This is a genomic window from Acidiferrobacter sp. SPIII_3 (assembly GCF_003184265.1).
In the GTDB taxonomy this organism is placed as follows: domain Bacteria; phylum Pseudomonadota; class Gammaproteobacteria; order Acidiferrobacterales; family Acidiferrobacteraceae; genus Acidiferrobacter.
In genome coordinates this window covers 1,956,765-1,973,378 of the sequence record NZ_CP027663.1, presented here as the reverse complement: position 1 = coordinate 1,973,378, position 16,614 = coordinate 1,956,765, and the positions used below count along the sequence as shown (strand labels likewise).

The 16,614-nt window shown below is 66.4% G+C and carries 17 protein-coding genes; 9 read left to right on the top strand and 8 right to left on the bottom strand.

The window, feature by feature from the left end:
• Positions 1-6: 6 nt before the first annotated feature.
• The 6 genes from C4901_RS09980 to C4901_RS17695 all read right to left on the bottom strand — a co-directional run bounded on the left by C4901_RS09980 (position 7) and on the right by C4901_RS17695 (position 5,071).
• The gene (locus tag C4901_RS09980; RefSeq protein WP_110138606.1) at positions 7-987 is read right to left on the bottom strand and encodes a serine/threonine protein kinase; all 981 of its coding nucleotides are present in this window, start codon (positions 985-987) and stop codon (positions 7-9) included.
• A 120-nt stretch (positions 988-1,107) separates the two neighbouring features.
• On the bottom strand, positions 1,108-2,457 hold the full coding sequence (gene gorA / locus C4901_RS09975; RefSeq protein WP_110137205.1) for a glutathione-disulfide reductase: 1,350 nt from the start codon (positions 2,455-2,457) through the stop codon (positions 1,108-1,110).
• 57 nt (positions 2,458-2,514) lie between these two features.
• Positions 2,515-3,258: a glutathione peroxidase gene (locus tag C4901_RS09970; RefSeq protein WP_110137204.1), complete on the bottom strand. Its 744-nt coding sequence runs from the start codon at positions 3,256-3,258 to the stop codon at positions 2,515-2,517.
• A 308-nt stretch (positions 3,259-3,566) separates the two neighbouring features.
• Positions 3,567-3,809 carry a hypothetical protein gene (locus C4901_RS09965; RefSeq protein ID WP_110137203.1) on the bottom strand — a complete coding sequence of 81 codons (243 nt, stop codon included), beginning with the start codon at positions 3,807-3,809 and terminating at the stop codon, positions 3,567-3,569.
• A gap of 135 nt (positions 3,810-3,944) precedes the next feature.
• A complete protein-coding gene (locus C4901_RS09960; protein ID WP_145960692.1) occupies positions 3,945-4,205 on the bottom strand; it encodes a hypothetical protein in 261 nt (86 codons plus the stop codon).
• A gap of 260 nt (positions 4,206-4,465) precedes the next feature.
• Positions 4,466-5,071, bottom strand: coding sequence for a sigma-70 family RNA polymerase sigma factor (locus C4901_RS17695; RefSeq protein WP_168185662.1), 606 nt, complete (start codon positions 5,069-5,071; stop codon positions 4,466-4,468).
• A gap of 244 nt (positions 5,072-5,315) precedes the next feature.
• Between C4901_RS17695 and C4901_RS09950 the strand changes: the two genes are divergently transcribed.
• The 5 genes from C4901_RS09950 (at position 5,316) to C4901_RS09930 (ending at position 9,908) form a co-directional block, all read left to right on the top strand.
• Positions 5,316-5,924 (top strand): thioredoxin fold domain-containing protein, encoded by a 609-nt coding sequence (locus C4901_RS09950; protein WP_145960691.1) that lies wholly within the window; start codon positions 5,316-5,318, stop codon positions 5,922-5,924.
• A gap of 212 nt (positions 5,925-6,136) precedes the next feature.
• Positions 6,137-6,553: a heavy metal-responsive transcriptional regulator gene (locus tag C4901_RS09945; protein WP_110137200.1), complete on the top strand. Its 417-nt coding sequence runs from the start codon at positions 6,137-6,139 to the stop codon at positions 6,551-6,553.
• Positions 6,550-9,051 (top strand): heavy metal translocating P-type ATPase, encoded by a 2,502-nt coding sequence (locus tag C4901_RS09940; RefSeq protein WP_110137199.1) that lies wholly within the window; start codon positions 6,550-6,552, stop codon positions 9,049-9,051. The genes C4901_RS09945 and C4901_RS09940 overlap by 4 nt, the downstream gene beginning before the upstream one ends.
• A gap of 60 nt (positions 9,052-9,111) precedes the next feature.
• Positions 9,112-9,321, top strand: a complete 210-nt coding sequence (locus tag C4901_RS09935; RefSeq protein WP_110137198.1) for a heavy-metal-associated domain-containing protein — start codon at positions 9,112-9,114, stop codon at positions 9,319-9,321.
• Between the two features lie 209 nt (positions 9,322-9,530).
• Entirely contained in the window at positions 9,531-9,908 is a 378-nt protein-coding gene (locus C4901_RS09930) for a DsrE family protein (protein ID WP_110137197.1), read from the top strand.
• A 48-nt stretch (positions 9,909-9,956) separates the two neighbouring features.
• On the opposite strand, the gene C4901_RS09925 is transcribed toward C4901_RS09930, so the two are convergent.
• A complete protein-coding gene (locus C4901_RS09925) occupies positions 9,957-10,868 on the bottom strand; it encodes a LysR family transcriptional regulator (RefSeq protein ID WP_110137196.1) in 912 nt (303 codons plus the stop codon).
• A 120-nt stretch (positions 10,869-10,988) separates the two neighbouring features.
• Between C4901_RS09925 and C4901_RS09920 the strand changes: the two genes are divergently transcribed.
• The 4 genes from C4901_RS09920 to C4901_RS09905 all read left to right on the top strand — a co-directional run bounded on the left by C4901_RS09920 (position 10,989) and on the right by C4901_RS09905 (position 16,134).
• Positions 10,989-12,554, top strand: a complete 1,566-nt coding sequence (locus C4901_RS09920; protein WP_110137195.1) for an MFS transporter — start codon at positions 10,989-10,991, stop codon at positions 12,552-12,554.
• Positions 12,551-13,942, top strand: a complete 1,392-nt coding sequence (locus tag C4901_RS09915) for an efflux transporter outer membrane subunit (RefSeq protein ID WP_110137194.1) — start codon at positions 12,551-12,553, stop codon at positions 13,940-13,942. The genes C4901_RS09920 and C4901_RS09915 overlap by 4 nt, the downstream gene beginning before the upstream one ends.
• On the top strand, positions 13,926-15,215 hold the full coding sequence (locus C4901_RS09910; protein ID WP_110137193.1) for an HlyD family secretion protein: 1,290 nt from the start codon (positions 13,926-13,928) through the stop codon (positions 15,213-15,215). The genes C4901_RS09915 and C4901_RS09910 overlap by 17 nt, the downstream gene beginning before the upstream one ends.
• A gap of 133 nt (positions 15,216-15,348) precedes the next feature.
• Positions 15,349-16,134 (top strand): hypothetical protein, encoded by a 786-nt coding sequence (locus C4901_RS09905; RefSeq protein ID WP_110137192.1) that lies wholly within the window; start codon positions 15,349-15,351, stop codon positions 16,132-16,134.
• Positions 16,135-16,186: 52 nt separating this feature from the next.
• On the opposite strand, the gene C4901_RS09900 is transcribed toward C4901_RS09905, so the two are convergent.
• Positions 16,187-16,408, bottom strand: a complete 222-nt coding sequence (locus tag C4901_RS09900; RefSeq protein ID WP_110137191.1) for a hypothetical protein — start codon at positions 16,406-16,408, stop codon at positions 16,187-16,189.
• Positions 16,409-16,614 lie beyond the last annotated feature (206 nt).

The window sequence follows — 16,614 nt, the reverse complement described above, 5'->3', positions numbered from 1 at the left end:
GGGACCTCAAGGCACCCATCGGCGAATGGGTGGGGCGTCGAGGCGTCGTTCCTGTGTCGCCAAAAGCCCCATGAGTTCGCGGAAGTGGCGGTCCTCGGCGAACCACGGGAAGGCGCGCGGGAACGCCGGGTCTTGCCAGCGGCGCGCGATCCAGGCGTTGTAGTGCAGGAGTCGCGCGGTGCGCAAGGGTTCTATCAGACGCAGCTCCGCCGGATCGAAGTCGCGGAATAGTTCGTAACCCTGGAGAAGTGTCGCAAGGGCCTCCTCCTGCTCACACTGGTCCCCGGGTAGCAGCATCCACAGATCCTGAATCGCGGGACCGTTCAGGCAGTCATCGAAGTCGACCAGCGTGAGGCCTAAGTCGTTGGTCAAGACGTTACCGGCATGACAGTCGCCGTGCAGTCGCAGGTTGGGGGCGCCGAGATCGGCGAACGCCGTGGCCACCAGGGCGCGTAGCCGGGCAGTGGTGGCCAAAAACGCCGGTCGCAGATCGGCAGGCATAAACGGACAGTCGGCGAGGGTGGTTATGGCGGGATCCACGAACGACGCCACATCGAGGGTTGGTCGGGCCGCGAACCGGCCGGCGCCGACGAGATGCAGACGGCCTAGGTGGCGGCCGAGGGTCTGGCGCTCGCTTACGGTCTCGACGCAGCCGGCGCGCCCGGGCCGCCAGGGAAACACGGCAAATCGGTAGGATCCGGCATGAAACAGCGTCTCGCCGTCGCGCGCAAGGGGCGCCACGGCCGGGATCTCCGCGTCCACGAGCTCCTGCAGGAAGCCATGCTCCTCCGCGATCGCGGTGTTCGTCCAGCGGTTCGGACGATAGAATTTTACCGCCCACGGGAGGTCCTCGGTCTCGATCTTGTAGACGCGGTTTTCGTAACTGGCAAGTGTCTGAAAACCCCCCGTGGGGGCAAGTCCCACGGTCTCGGCCGCGCTCAGGATGAGTTCCGGCGTAAGGTCGGCATAGGGGGTGGTGGATGTCATGTCGCGATCAGATGCCATGACCTAGTATAGCGCGGGAAGGGCCGCCGCCGGCTCTTGGGCGCGCCGGTGGTCATGGGCATGTGGCGTAGCCGGTGGGCACGGGGGCCTGACAGGCGCGGGCTAGCGCATGGTGACGAGTTCCTCGGCGCTCGTCGGGTGAATGGCGAGCGTATCGTCCAGATCCTTTTTGGTGGCCCCCATCTTGATGGCCACCGCAAAGCCCTGCAACATCTCATCTGCGGCCTCGCCGATGATGTGCAGGCCCACCACGCGCTCCTCGCGACCGACCGTCACGAGCTTCATCGCGGTACGATGCGGCTCCTTGCTGAATGCCTGGCTCATGGGCGCAAACCGCGTGCGATAGACCTTGACCGCGTCGCGGCCATGGCGGTCGCGGGCCTCGGGTTCGGTCAGTCCCACGCTTGCGATCGGGGGATGGCTGAAGACCACGGTGGGGATGAGGTCATAGTCGAGGCGCCGGTCTGGCTGGCCGCCGAACAGCCGGTCGGCTAGTCGCCGCCCGGCGGCAATCGCGACGGGTGTGAGGGCCGCGCGCCCGGTCAGGTCGCCGATGGCGTAGAGGCCGGGCACGGCCGTATTTTGAAAGGAATCGGTTTCGATGATCCCGCCGCCGCCCGGCGTGATGCCGGCCTTGTCGAGCCCGAGGGCATCGGTGTTGGGGGTTCGCCCCACTGCCCACAGCACGGTATCGAGGCCGCAGAGGGCCTCGCCGTCTTTGTAGCGGAGGCTTAGCGTGTCGCCCGCCTTGTCGATGCCGGCGACGTGGCGCTGGGGCAGGAGATTGATGCCGGCGGTGGTCATGGCGTCCGTGAGTCCCTCGCGCAGCATGGGATCGAAGGCTGCCAGGAGGTGTGCGCCGCGCATGATGAGCGACACCTCGCTGCCGAGTCCCCTCAGGACCGAGGCGAGTTCCACGGCGATATAGCCCGCGCCCACGACCGCGACCTTGCGTGGTCTTGTGGCGAGCGCGAAGAAGTCATCGGATGTGAGGCCCCAGGCGGCCCCGGGCACCTCGGGAATCAACGGACGGCTCCCGGTCGCCACCACGATATGGTCGGCCTGGTAGCGGCCCCCGTTGACTTCGATCGTCCGGGGATCGACGAACCGCCCATGTCCGGCGATCACGGTCACGCCGTTGTCGGCAAGCCCCGCCTCGTAGCGCCCGTTCAGCCGCGCGATGTAGGTATCGCGGGCGTGCTTGTGCGCCGGCCAGTCGAAGTCGCCGAGCAGCGGGGCAAAGCCGTAATCCCGTGCCGTTTGCGCGCACTGTTGCATGTGCGCGGCATTCCAAAAGAGCTTCTTTGGCACGCACCCGACGTTGACGCAGGCACCGCCCAGCGGCCCCTTTTCGATCAGGGCACAGCGTGCCCCATGGGCGGCCGCACGGTTGGCGGTGGCAATGCCCCCGCTGCCGCCGCCCAGAATCAGCAGATCATAGTGTTTGGTCATGGCCGGTCCCTTGCCCAGATCCCCGTCACGCGTTCGTGGTAATGCCGGTCTCGCGTGTCACGCAAGGCCCAGATGGCGCGCGAGGTCGTCGGCCCCGCCGATGTGGCGGCCGCCGATGAACACCTGCGGCACCGTGGAGCGGCCGGTGGTGGCGCGCAGGGTCCGCGAGCTCACACCGGTTCCCTGGCCGGTGCGGATTTCCTCGAAGGCGATGCCGCGCTCCTTCAGCATGGTCTTGGCGCGAAAGCAGTGCGGGCAGCCCTCGCGGGTGAAGATCGTGACGAACTCGGGCTCTTTCGCCTGGGGGTTTATGTAGCGGAGCATGGTATCGGCGTCCGAGACCTCGAAGGGGTCTCCGGGCCGGTCCGGCTCTATGAACATTTTGACGATGACGCCGTCTTTGACGAGCATCGAATAGCGCCAGGAGCGCTTGCCGAAACCGAGGTCCGACTTGTCGACCAGCATGCCCATGCCGGCCGCGAATTCACCGTTGCCATCGGGGACGAAAAGAAGATTTTCGGCGTTCTGATCCTTGGCCCAGGCCTCCATGACGAAGGCATCGTTCACCGACAGGCACACCACGGCGTCGACGCCGTTGGCCTGGAAGACCGGGGCGAGTTCGTTGTAACGCGGGACATGGCTTGAAGAACAGGTCGGGGTGTAGGCCCCCGGCAGCGCAAAGACCACCACCGTCTTTCCCGTGAACAGGTCGTTGGTGGGGACGTCCTTCCAGTCGCCAGCGGCTCGGGTCTTGAAGATCACTGCGGGAACCCGTTGTCCCTCACGATTGGGATGTGACATAGGCCCCCTTGTTGTCGGCATGCGCGTGGTGCGCGCGATCTTGTCTCACGCGTGCTCGGTACCGGCGATCCGGGATTGTCAGGATGCCCCGGGACCGCGGATTTCGGCGTGATGCCGAGCTGTCCGGCACGCGCCCCTGAACCAAATCTTAGCAGAGAGCTCGGGTTTCGGCACCCGCTAGCGATGCGCGTGCCGGATGCCGCGGGTCGGCTAACGAAAAACCCTTGAGGTTTTAACGAGTAATCGGTGGGACGGGGGGAGGCCGTGGCGTACCGGGCCCGCGCGTGCAGGCGGGGCCCGGCGCGGTGTCAACCGCGTTGTTGGGGGATACCGTTGGGTTCGTCGCCCGGGAGCGGCGCGGGGTTGTCGAGCGTGCGGTGGAGGTCACGTTCCGGGCGCTCGGTCCCCATGTCTTGGTATTTGCGCCTGGTTTCTTCGGACTCGAAGTAGATCCTGAGTGCGTCTGGGCCCTCGCCCTCGACCAGATAGGGGTGCCCGTCGGTATGCGTCAAGGTCTTGCCGGTGACAGGGTCCGTTCTCTCGATGCGCATGTGTCCCTCCAGCGTCCGTGAGTAAGCCCCTAGCGTGCCGATACCGCGGCCGCGATCATCGGCCTTTGGTCGTCTAGCTCGCGGTCCACACGCATCCCGCGCGGGCCGTAAGACCGATCCGTTGCGAGGCGGGTGTCAAGAGGACCTGCTGCCCTCATCGTCTGCCGCCTCGCGAACGCGCTTACGCGCATCGCCGGACAGGCGTTGTTCGGGGCCGTCCGGCACGGTCGAGGCGATCCGACGATGGAGGGCTGCGATGTCGCGCGCGTAGGCCCGGCATGGGGGACAGAGAAATAAATGGAGGCGCGTGGCCATGCGGGCCCAGCCCCGGAGATCCTCGTCGCACGCCCGCGAGACATTGCGTGCGACCTGGCGGCAGCCCAGCATCAGGTTCATGAATGTCTCGCGAACCGATCTGCGATTTCGGCGGCGGGCGTCGCGGCACAAGGCTGCATCGGTTGCCGGCATCGCGGGTCGAGGGGCCGGTGGGTGGGGCCGACGGCCACGCCGCTTAAGGGATGGCCGGCGCGCAGGGGAGGTCCTGCCGGAAGGTGCCGGGGGGCGCGAGCCCCGGTTGTCGTGCAGGTCTTCGGTAGGGTCAGCAAACGTGGCATCGCGTTCTCCAGAAAATGCTCCAAGGCGTAGGTGCGATCGGTTTACGAGTCACTGTCGGGGCCGAAACCGGCGTTTGTAAGGCATCGTCGCAGGGCGAGCCGCGCCCTATGGAGCAGCACATAGGCGTTAGTCGCCGACACGCCGGTAATCTGACAGATGTCTTGCAAGGGAAGTCCTTCGACCTCACGCAGCACGAATACCTCCGCCTGGTTTCCGGGGAGCGACCGCAGACAGGCGTCCAAGTGGCGCCAGAACGCTTGCGCCTCGCCGTGACCTACCGGGTCACCCCATGAAGTCTGCTCGCGCCAGCGTCCGTTATCGCAAAACACGATATCCTCGATGTTCATGTCGGCACTGTTTTGGATGGCGGGTTCGACGCATTGATCGAGGGGCGAACGCCGGCTGGCACGCGCTTGGTCAGCCAGTTTGTGTTTTAGGATTGCAAACAGCCAGGTCTTCTCGCTCGCCCGGCCATCGGGCGGGTGAGTGCTACGCAGGGCCCCGAGCAATGTCTCCTGGACGGCATCCTCCGCCGATTCCCGGTTGCGCAGTTGCAGGAAGGCGTAACGGTACAGGGCGTCGCCGTGCACGATAAGCCATCGTTCGACGGCGGCGCGGCGCCGGTCGACTTCCCATTCGTCTCCCATCTTGACAGTATAGGCGAGTACCCAGCCCGCCTGAAGCGTGGCCGGCCGCCCATGGCGCGGGCCGGGCGTAAGAGTAACCGACGGCGAGGCGACTAAATAGGTGGGTGCGAGGTGCACCGGGGGAGCAGGGCCTTTATCGGTTCGGGACGTGCCGTCGCGATGCGCGGCAGTATGCGCGGTCGCCGCGAGCGGAAGGCCCTCGGGGGTGCGGCTCGCTGGGCGGTTTTCTGAGGGCGGCGTGTTCATGACAAGAATCGGGTGGCGATCAATGGGGTGGGGTGGATCGTGGCGGGGACCTGTCGCGCTGCTGGCAGCCCTGGTGGTTTTACCGATGTTCTCCCCCGTGCAGGCGGCGGCGTTCGGCCCCGCGAGTCCGCAGGCGGTCCTGCGGGCCGTACAGCATGATAGGCATGCCATTCTCGAAGGGCACGGCGTGCACCAGCTCTATGTCTTCGTAGACCCCAACTGTCCATTCTGTCATCGGCTGTTCGAGCGCTTGCAACCCTTGATCGGACCACACCATTTGACGGTGCACTGGATCGTGGCCGGGTTCTTGCGTGCCACCAGTGCCGGCAAGGCGGTGGCGATCCTTGGTGCACGCCGGCCGCTTGCGGCGCTTATGCACAACGAGCGTGATTTCGAGCCCGGGAAGGACGACGGGGGGATTCGGCCCGCGGCGGTGCGAGGGCCGGCGGCGCACGCCCTGGCCGTCAACAATCGTTTGCTGGCCATGACCGGTCCCGAACTCGTGCCCACGCTCCTCTATCGAAACGTCGCGGGCCGGGTAGTCATGCATCAAGGCGTGCCGCTGGCGCCGCACGGGTTGCTCTGGACGATCCACGCCATCCGGTGAATGTAAGAGCAAGGGCGCGCGGTCGCAGACGTGGTCCAGCCGCGCCAAAGAGGTGGCAAGCGAGCCGTGGCCAAACGCCGCGGTTTGGCGACTCTCCGAGGGGCGATTCCGCCTCTCCCGGCGGGTCCCGAGGCCCGCGGTGGCGCATCGGGCCGAGCGCTTGACCTTGTAGCTTACTGCAGGGTGTAAACTCTTCGATCGGAGGGCAGGCGATGGTGACGATCGGAGTGTTGGCGAAGCGGGCGGGCATGGGCGCGGGGGCGTTGCGTTACTACGAGACCCTTGGCCTCATCCAGCCGGCGGGCCGCAGCCGTGGCGGCTACCGGATGTATCGCGACGAGGACTTGCGCCGGCTGCGTTTCATACGGCGCGCCCAGGAACTCGGCTTTTCACTCGATGAGGTCGCGGCTTTGTTACGGTTGAGTGAGCGCCGTGGGGCGCGCGCCGCCGATGTCCGGCGCCTGACGCGCGAGAAACTGCGCGACATCGATCGGCGCATTCACGACCTCGAGCGCATGAAGCAGGGTTTGGAGCGCCTGAGCGGGCGTTGCCGGGGCGAAGGCCCGGCCACGGAATGCCCGATCCTCGCGGCCTTGAACGCCGCTGAGGTCGATGGGGTGACGCCATGAGCCGCGAGATCGAGTTCGCCGTGGCCGGCATGACGTGCGCGTCATGCGTGGCGCGCGTGGAGCGTGCCTTGAAGGCCTTGCCGGGGGTCGAGTCGGCGATCGTGAATCTGGCGACCGAGCGCGCGACGGTCATCTATGATCCGTCCGCGATAACGCCCGCAGCCCTCGCCGAGGCCGTTCACGCGCGCGGCTACGAGCCGGTCATGGCGGACCTCGACATCGCGGTGGGGGGTATGACCTGCGCCTCCTGCGCGGGGCGCGTGGAGCGCGCCCTGAAGGCCCTGCCGGGAGTGATCACGGCGAATGTCAATCTCGCCACCGAGGCCGCCCATGTCCGTTATCTCGTGGGGGCCGTGGATGACGCCGTGGTGCGTGCGGCGATTCGGGCTACCGGCTACGAACCGCTCGCCGGGACGGCGGCCGACGAAGACGACCTCCGGGGGGCGCAAGACGAGGCCGCAGCGCGCATGCGTCACGATGTCGAGCGCGCGGCATTTTTGACTGTGCCGGTGGTGGTGTTGGCGATGGGACCGGTATTCGTGCCGGCATTTGGACGGATGCTGATGCAGCTTGCGCCCGCCGGTGTGTGGTCGTGGCTGGTTGCGGTGCTGACTGCCGGGGTCCTGTTCGGTCCCGGGCGCCGGTTCTTCCGTCCCGGTTGGATCGCTTATCGGCACCTCTCGCCGGATATGAACAGCCTGATCATGACCGGGACCGGGGCGGCGTTTGCCTACAGCCTGCTGGTGCTCGTCTGGCCGCAGGGTTTTCCGGCCACGGCGCGCCATCTCTATTTCGATTCGGCGGCGGTGATCGTGACGGTGATCCTGCTCGGCAAGTATCTGGAGGAACTCGCCAAGGGCCGCACGGGTGCTGCGATCAAGCGGCTCGCGGGCCTGCAGGCCAAGACTGTGCACCGGGTACGTGACGGTGTCGATGAAGAAGTGGCGATCGCCGATCTCAAGGTCGGCGAGGTCGTACGGGTGCGTCCCGGCGAGCATGTCCCGGTGGATGGCCGGATACGCGCCGGACAGAGCTACGTCGATGAGTCGATGCTGAGCGGCGAGCCCCTGCCGGTGGCCAAGCGTCCCGGGGATCGGGTGACCGGGGGCACGGTCAACCAATACGGGGCCCTGGAGGTCGAGGTCACCGGTATCGGCGCGGACACCGTCTTGGCGCAGATCATCCGCCTGGTGGCGCGCGCGCAGGGCTCGAAGCTGCCGATCCAGGGCGTGGCCGACCGGGTGGTGCGCGTCTTTACGCCGCTGGTTCTGGTCGCGGCCGCCGTGACATTTGCGGTGTGGTTGATCTGGGGGGGCGCGAGTGGGCTTACGACAGCGCTCGTGAGCGCGGTGGCGGTACTGGTGGTGGCATGCCCGTGTGCCATGGGACTTGCCACGCCGGCGGCGGTGATGGTGGGTACCGGGCGCGCGGCGGAATTGGGGGTGCTCTATCGTCGAGGCGAGGCCCTCGAGGCCTTGAGCCACGTCGATACCGTGGTTTTTGACAAGACCGGGACGCTCACGTGGGGACGGCCTGCGATCACCGACGTGGTGACGAGGGACATGAGCCGTGCGGACCTGCTGGCGCTTGCCGCCGGCGTTGAGGCCGGTAGCGAACACCCGTTGGCGCAGGCCGTCGTGCGTGCCGCGCGGGAGGAGGGCGTGGCGCCGGTCACGGTCTCGGGCTTCGAGGCGCGGCCGGGATATGGGGTGAGCGCCGAGGTCGATGGCCGGCGCGCATGGATCGGGACTCGTCGGCTGTTGGCTGAGGAAGGCCTTTCGGTCGCGGATTGGGAGGACGCCGCGCGCACCCTCGAGGCCGCCGGCAAGACCGTGATATTTGTCGCTCACGGGGGTGAGGTGCGGGGGCTGATCGCGGTCGCCGATGCCCTGCGACCGCAGGCGCGCAAGGTTGTGCAGGCCTTACAGGGACGGGGGCTCGCGGTGGCGATGATCTCGGGCGATTCCGCGGCGGCGGTGGCGCGAGCGGCTCAAGTCCTTGAGATTACGAGGCACCGCGCGGAGGTCTTGCCGGGCGACAAGGCGCAGGCCGTACGCGCCCTGCAGGGCCAGGGACACAAGGTGGCGTTTATCGGCGATGGCCTGAACGATGCGCCGGCGCTGGCGCAGGCCGATGTCGGGATCGCGATGGCGAGCGGTACCGATGTCGCCATGGAGGCGGCTGATGTGACGGTGAAAGGCGAGCTCGGGGCCGTGGTCACGGCCATCGACTTGTCGCGGCGCACATTGAGCACGATACGCGGTAACCTGTTTTGGGCGTTCTTTTACAACGTCCTGCTGATCCCGCTGGCCGCCGGGGTGTTCGATCCGGCCTTCGGGATTCAGCTGAACCCGATGCTTGCCGGCCTTGCCATGGGCTTCTCGAGCGTCTTCGTACTGACAAACAGCCTGCGTCTGCGGCGCTTCAGGGCGCCGTTGTGGCACGATGATTCCGGAAGCGAGGCGCCTTGGCTTACACCCGCCGCGCGGCGGCCGTGAACACAGGCGATATATGGCAAGCCGCGCCCCATGGATCCATAAACCGAGCAGGAGCTTGAGATGAGCATCACGACTTTACGTATCACCGGTATGACATGCGGTCATTGCGTGGCAGCGGTCACCAAGGCCTTGCAGGATGTGCCTGGTGTCGAGTCCGCGCAGGTCAACCTCGAACGCGAGGAGGGGATTGTTCGAGGCAGCGCGCCGGTCGAGCGGTTGATCAAGGCGGTGGAGGAGGAGGGATATCACGCCGAGGTGGTGCGCGCGTGAGCCCGCTGGCGACGAGGCATGGCCGCAGGAGCGCGCAACCAGGGCCCGGTGCTTTGGGTCGACGCGGGCGGCTGGGCCGCGGAGTTACGATGACGGACGAAAGGGCATCGACGACCCGTCAGGGCCGCTTCGTGGCATGATCGCGAGCCCTTGGCTTCGTGGCCGGCGGGATCGGATGAATGGGTTATGGACCTTTTGAAGGAGGCGTTATGGCTGATAACGAGGCACTGGATCTTGTCATTATCCTGATAACCGGACCGGAGAACCCCAAGCGATTGCCATCGGCGTTCTTCCTGGCATCGACGGCCGCCGCCGGCGAGCAGAACGTTCTCATGTATTTCACGGGACCCGCCACCGAGCTTTTGAAGAAGGGTGTGGCCGAGAATCTGTATCCGCTGCCCGGTGGCAAGAGCGTCGCGGACTTCATGAAGCTCGCCGAAGACAATGGCGTGCGCATCATAGGCTGCGCGCAGTCGCTCGAATTGAATCATATGACGGCGGCCGATCTGTCGCGGGAGATGCCGCTTTTGAATCCGAGCGCGGCCTTACCCTCGTTGGCCACGGCCGGGCGGGTGCTGACGTGGTAGGGGTGGGCTGACGAGGCCGGCTTGTCCGCAAGGACGAGGGTGGGCCGGTCAGGGGCCGGCGTCCGTTGCCACATCGGCGAGCAAGAGCGCGAGAAAGGAACGGACCGCCGGTGATTGGTAAGGGGCTTCGGGCGTTGCCACATAGAGCGTCCAATGAAGCGTGGCGTGGTCTTGCAAGGCGAGGACCTCGACGGGCCAGTCGGGGCGCTGGGCGACGATGCTTTGGGCCACGAAACCGATGCCGGTGCCGGCCATGACCGCCGCCACCACGGCGTCGACGCCGCCCACTTCGAGCTGGAACGGCGCGGCGAGGCCTTGCGCTGCGAGCGCCGCCGCAAGGGCCCGGCGTACCCCCGGACCATCACCGCGCCAGATCATCGGATATCGCAGGAGCTCGGGCCAGGCGAGGGGTGCGGCACCCCGCAAGGGATGGCCGGGGGCGACGACGCATGCGATTGGCTCTTTGTGCCACGATCGAAGGGTGTAATGGGGCGGCAGGTCTCGGCGATCGAGGGGACCCTCCAGAAACAGCAGGTCCCAATCCCCTGATGCGGTCTGGCGCCCGTCGATAATGCCCTCTTTTAAGTGCACCCGTACGTCGTTGTGGCGGCGCTGGAAGGCGGCCACGCGCCGCGGCAGGAAGTAGTGGGCGAGCGTGGGGGTGGCGGCGATGCGCAAAGCCGCGCCCTGTAGGCGCCGATGCCGCACGATCGCCTGCGCGGCGTCATCGAGCGCCGCGCGTACCTTGCGCGAGGGTTCCAGCAGGGCCTTGCCAGCCGGCGTCAGCCGAATGCCGCGCCCCTCGCGGCGGTACAGGGGTTCGCCGACCTGGGCGCTCAGCTTTTGGAGGCGCTCGGAGATCGCGGGTTGACCGCGATGCAAGAGGCGCGCGGCGGCGGTGAGGCTGCCCTGTTCGGCGACCATAAGAAAGGTCAGGAGCTGGTCGGCGTCTATATCCATCGGTTTTTCCGATAAATCATCTCAATATAACCGATTTGAGCCCCGCTCGCACGATCCTTACAATGCGCGCACAGCAGGGGAGTGGATGGGGTGGTAAGTCACGATGATAGGCCGGGGGCGATGACAGGCGAAGGGCCGCCACCCTTGGATCCGTTTCGTTTTCTGGTCTTGAACCTCACATTGGGCATCGGTCATTTCCTGGTGCTCTTCAATACCGGGGCCTATCTGCCGATGATACCCTACGCGGCCGGAGCGCTGGGGCGCGCGGTGACCTTTGGCGACTGGACGCAGGCGAACTTCTTTCTCGCCATGGCGCTTGCGTTTCCGGTCGCGCCGAGACTTGCGGGGCGCTTCGGCGAGGTCCACACCCTGGTCGTGGCGTTTGTCGTGTTTGCGCTGTCGTCGGCGGTGTGCGCGAGCACCGGCCATTTCTGGGTGTTTCTGTTGGCGCGCGGCGCGCAAGGGTTTTCCGGGGGCGTGACCGTGCCCTTGTCGTTTCGTGCCATGCTGCGCCATTATCGCCCCGACCAGCGGCATCTGGGCCTCATTCTATGGGGTATCGCCGCACTCATGCCGTTTACGCTCGGACCGACCCTGGGCGGTCTCTTGATTCATGAGGCCGGGTTTCGCGCGCTTTTCATTCTCAATGTCCCGGTGGCGCTGGCGGTGGCATTGCTGTGTACCGTCGTGTTGTTTCATCGCGAGAGCGGATTGGTCATACAGCCGATGGACTGGGGCGGCCTGGTACTGCTCGTGCTCGCGTTGACCGGGGGGCTTTGGGCCCTCGATCTTGCCGAGGTCGGTGATTTTTGGCGGTCGCCCAGGGTCGAGGCGCTCGCGCTCGTGAGTATCGCCGCGGGGATTGCACTCGCCGTCTGGGAGTGGCGATCGATGGCCCCGCTGGTCGATGTCCGGTTGTTTCGGCGCTGGAACTTCGCGATCGGGGCGCTTGGGCTTTTCGTGACCGCGCTTTTGTTTCAGGGGCTCATGGCCATCTATGTCGTCCAGTACGAGGTGACGCTCGGCTATAGTCCGTTGTGGGTGGGTCTGCTGATCCTTCCCATGGCCATTTTCTCGAAGCTCGCCTCGGTCTTTACCCATCGCTGGATGACACGCATCGATCCGCGACTGATCGGGTTTGTCGCGCTGCTTGGAATCGCCGCGACTTGCGACTTCGCATCATCATACAACCGTAGCGCCTCGTTCGAGGCCCTGCTCTGGCCGCAGGTCATGGCCGGCATCTTCCTCGGTGGCCTGTTTCCCCCGTTTGCCGCGATCGGTCTGTCGGGCCTCGCGGGGGCCGCCGAATGGCAGGCAAGTGCCGTGCTCAATCTGCTGCGCGTATCCGGACAGGCCTTCGGCGTGCCGTTGTTCGCGATCCTCTGGGAGGTGCGCGATATCGTGCATCGGCACTTTCTGATCGAGGCGGATGCCGGCGCGCGCCGGCATCTCGCCGTACTCCTGGGGTCGCTGGCCGGCCACGGGCTTGCGCCGCGTGTGGCCCATGCCGTGGTTGCGCGGGCCCTCGACCGGGCGGCCGGGGAGCTTGCCTTGGGCGAGGTCTTTTATGTCGCGATGTGGGGCTTCGTGGCGCTCGCGGGGCTCTGCCTTGTGGCGCGCCCGGTGCTGTTTGCGGAATCTGACGCGCCGGTACGGCTCGCCGCGCAGGAGCTCGTCGAGCCATGAAATGGAAAGGTCTTGTTATCCCGGTTGCGCTGGTGCTTGCAGCGTGCGCGCCGCTGCCCCCCAGGCCCCGACCGGTGGTGACGCCGTGGCGGCCGCATGGCACGGTGGCCGTGGGACGGCCCGTGGCGGCCTGGCAGCCGCGCTGGTGGCGGGCTGTCGGAAGTCGGCCGCTCGATGCGCTGGTGGCGGGGGCGCTACGCGGTAACCCATCGCTCGCCGTGGCCGACGCACGGGTACACGCGGCCGTCGCTACGTTGCGCGAGCAGCGCGGCAGCCGGCGTCTGCAGGTCTCGGCCGCCGGCGGTTTGACCGCCGAACACTTTTCGCAAGACGGGCTCCACGCCTCGGCCAATGGCCAAAGTGTCTTGTATGGCGAGGTCGATCCCCTCATCGCCCGCATCCATATCACGCAATTTGGGCGCATCGATGAGGAAGTGCGCGCGGCCTTTGGTGGAGTCCAGGCGGCCGCTGCCGATCGTGCCGAGGCGCGGCTCATCGTGACCACGCAGATCGTGCGCACCTATTTCGCCGCCGAGGCGGCGCGCACGGAGCGGGCTTGTTGGCAGGCCATGCGTCGCGATGCCCGCCGCCTGCTGGCCCTCTCGCGCATTCGCCAGCGTGACGGCCTGAGCGGCGCACGCACCGTCTATGCAGACGAGGAGCGGCTCGATGTCGCGTCGCAGGGCTATCGCAGGGCCGCAACGGCGCTCGTGCGTCTGCGTAACATCCTGGGCGCCTTGGCGGGTCGCGGGCCTGCATTTGGGCGGGCCTTGGCGCTCGGGGCCTTGCCGGCCCGGGGGCGGTTGCCGTTGCCGTCACGCATCCCGTTGGCGCTGGTCGCGCACCGGCCGGATGTCGTCGCCGCGCGGCGGTTGGTGGCGGTGGCCGCGGCGCGTGTAGGCGCGGCCCGGGCGGCGTTCTATCCGGATGTCAATCTGGCGTTTTTCGCGGGATGGAACAGCATTTCGTTGCGCGATCTCTTTGATCCCATGAACCTGGCGCGCGCCATCGGCCCGACCGTCACCCTGCCGATCTTCGAAGGCGGGACCTTGCGCGCAGGCCTTGCCAGGCAGGAGGCGGCGTTCGTGGCGGCACGTGCCCAATATCAGGGGGCGCTCGTGGCGGCGGTCCGTGAGGTCGCAGACGGCGTGGCCCGCCTGCGGCGGGAGCGCCAAGATCTCGCCACCCAGGCGCAGGCCTTGCGGGCCGCGCAACGGCAGGAGGTGCTGGCGCGCCAGGCGTTTCGCGCGGGGCTCACGGATCGTGCGCCACTGCTTCAGGCCGATAGCGCCTGGTGGCGGGAGCGGGCACGTCAGATGGCATTACGCGCGGCGCGGGCGGCGACTTGGGCGCGGATAGAGGAGGCGATCGATGGGCAGGCCGGCTGAAGGCAAAGCGCGCGCCCCGGGGAGGCGCGGCACGCGCGCGCGTTGGGCCATGGCCCTGATAGGGTTGGCCGTGGTCGGCCTATTTTTGTACTGGGCGCTGTATGCGCGGTTTTACGCCGGCACCGACGACGCCTATGTGACGGGCGACCTCGTACCCGTCGATGCACAGGTGACAGGGACCGCGGCCGAGGTCTTCGTGCGGCGCACCCAGTTCGTGCGCAAGGGTGAGCGGTTGGCGGTGCTACAGGCCGACAGGAGCCATCTTGGGTTGAGACGCGCGCGGGCCGCGTTGGGGCGCGAGGCGCGTCATGTACGCGTTCTGTTTGCGCGTGTCCGTGCCCTGCGCTGGCAGAGGCAGGCCTTGGGGTGGGATCGTGCACGGCTCGTGCACGATCTCGCGCGTTACCAGCGATCATTGAGCGAAGGCGCGGTCTCGGCCATGCGCGTCGAGGATACGCAACTGCGCATTCGCGCCTTGAACGCCGAGATCGGCGAGACGCGCGCGCGATGGGAGGGCGCCCGCGCGCTGGTGCGCGGCACGACCGTGGCCGACAACCCACTCGTGCGCGTCGCAATCGCGCGCCTCGAGGCCGCCGATCTGGCCTGGCAAAGGCGCGTCATTCGTGCCCCGGTGTCGGGTTTTATCGGGCAGCGCACCGTGTATCCTGGTACTGAGATCCATGCCGGGCAGCGGCTTTTTACCATCGTGCCGCTCGACGATCTCTGGGTGATGGCGAACATCAAGGAGACCCATATGCGTGATGTGCGCCCCGGTGACCGTGTACGGCTTACGAGCGCCTACTACGGCTCGGACGTGGTGTATCGCGGCGTGGTCCTGGGGCTTGCGCCGGGCGCGGGCAGCGCGTTTAGCATCCTTCCGCCAGACAACGCCACGGGTAATTACATCCATATCGTGGAGCGTGTCCCGGTGCGCATCGGCCTAAAGCCCTCGCAATTGGCGGCTCATCCCTTGCGGCCGGGGCTTTCGATGGCGGTGCGCGTGCGCGTCCACCGGCGCGGACGGTCGTTGTTGATGCCCTTGACGACCCGCACCGGGAGCCATTACCAGACGCGCATCTATCGGCAGGAGCTACGTCGCGCCCAGGCGCTTGCGGCCCACATCCTGGCGCGATCGGGCAAGGACCTGGCTGGCACGGAGGCATCGACGGGCGATGGGCACGCAAGCGGGGCGCGGACGGCGTCCGCGGTTCGGGCCGTGCCCGCGCGCAGGCCGCGCGGCACGCCAGTTCATGGCGCCCGCCAAATCCGCTAGAATCGATTATCGGTCGCAGTTGGCGGCCATCCGGTGGCCGTGCCGATGCCCGGTGGGCCCGTGATGGCCCGATGCGGAGATCGCGTGCGTCGTCTCGGGCGCTGGCGAAAGAGGGAGGGTTCGCGTGAGGGTAATGAGCAGACTCGAAAGGCGCTTTGGGCGTTACGCCATCGCCAATCTGATGGCGTACATCGTGGGTGCCCAGGGTGTCGTGTTTCTGTTGGCGCGTACACCCCAGGGCGCGCACATCATAGACAATCTGCGTTTCAACCCGACGCTGATCGCCCAGGGCGAGGTCTGGCGACTCGTGAGTTTCGTCGTGATCCCGCCCTCGTTCTCGATATGGGTGTTTTTCATCCTCTACTTCTATTATCTGCTCGGCACGCGGCTTGAAGAGGAGTGGGGCAACTTTCGCTTCAATGTGTACTACTTCAGCGGCGTCGCCCTCAGTATCCTCGGCGCCTTCCTGGCCGGGGCGAGCGCCACGGCCACCTATCTCAATCTCTCGATATTCCTGGCGTTTGCGACCATAGATCCCGAGTTCAGCATACTGCTGTTTTTCGTGATACCCGTGAAGGTCAAGTATCTCGCATGGCTGGCGTGGCTGGCCGTAGCGTTCACGGTCGTGTTCGAGCCGCTACCCGCCAAGATCATGGTGGGCGTGTCGCTGTTGAATTATTTTGCGTTCTTCGGCCGCGACCTCAAGCGCCGAGTCCGGACGGGTATCGCTTTCGGTCCGCAACGTGGCCGTTTCCGCGCCAGTGTCCGTGCCGGGGCCGCCGCTCCGATTCATCGCTGCACCATATGCGGGGCAACCGAACAGGACGATCCGCGGCTCGAGTTCCGTTTTTGCTCGAAATGCGCCGGGTACCACGAGTACTGCCTGACACATCTCGGCGCCCACGATCACATCCGTTGATCCAAAGCGCGATCCGGGCCAATCCGCATGGTGACGGTGAATGCGGCGCCCTTCAACCGTAATGGTCGTCGTCGCGTGTCCGCACGTAGAAGAGGCGCAGAATGAACCACAGGGCGATCTTGATAACAAGCAGCAGGACGACCATCAGGAGCACGCCGCGCACGCCGATATCGATCCCAAAGAGGCGAAATGCGAAATAGATGATGGCCGATGTGATCGGTGTTATACCGATCAGCCAGTAGATGGTCGATGAGCCGGATGTCTTTGTCGTCATGTCGGTCAGCCTGTGGGTAATCTTGCGATTTTGTCGGGCCGGGGCCCATAAGCGGCCCACTCTGTCGCGGGCAGGTCGATGTGGTCTCTGCCCTTGTTCTTGGGCAAGTTTGTTCGTAGGCCGTGTAACAATGCCGGAGAAAGGTCTGGCTTGACGGTTGACGTCGATCCGGGGATTCGCCGCCGCGCCGAGGTGTTGGCGGCAGT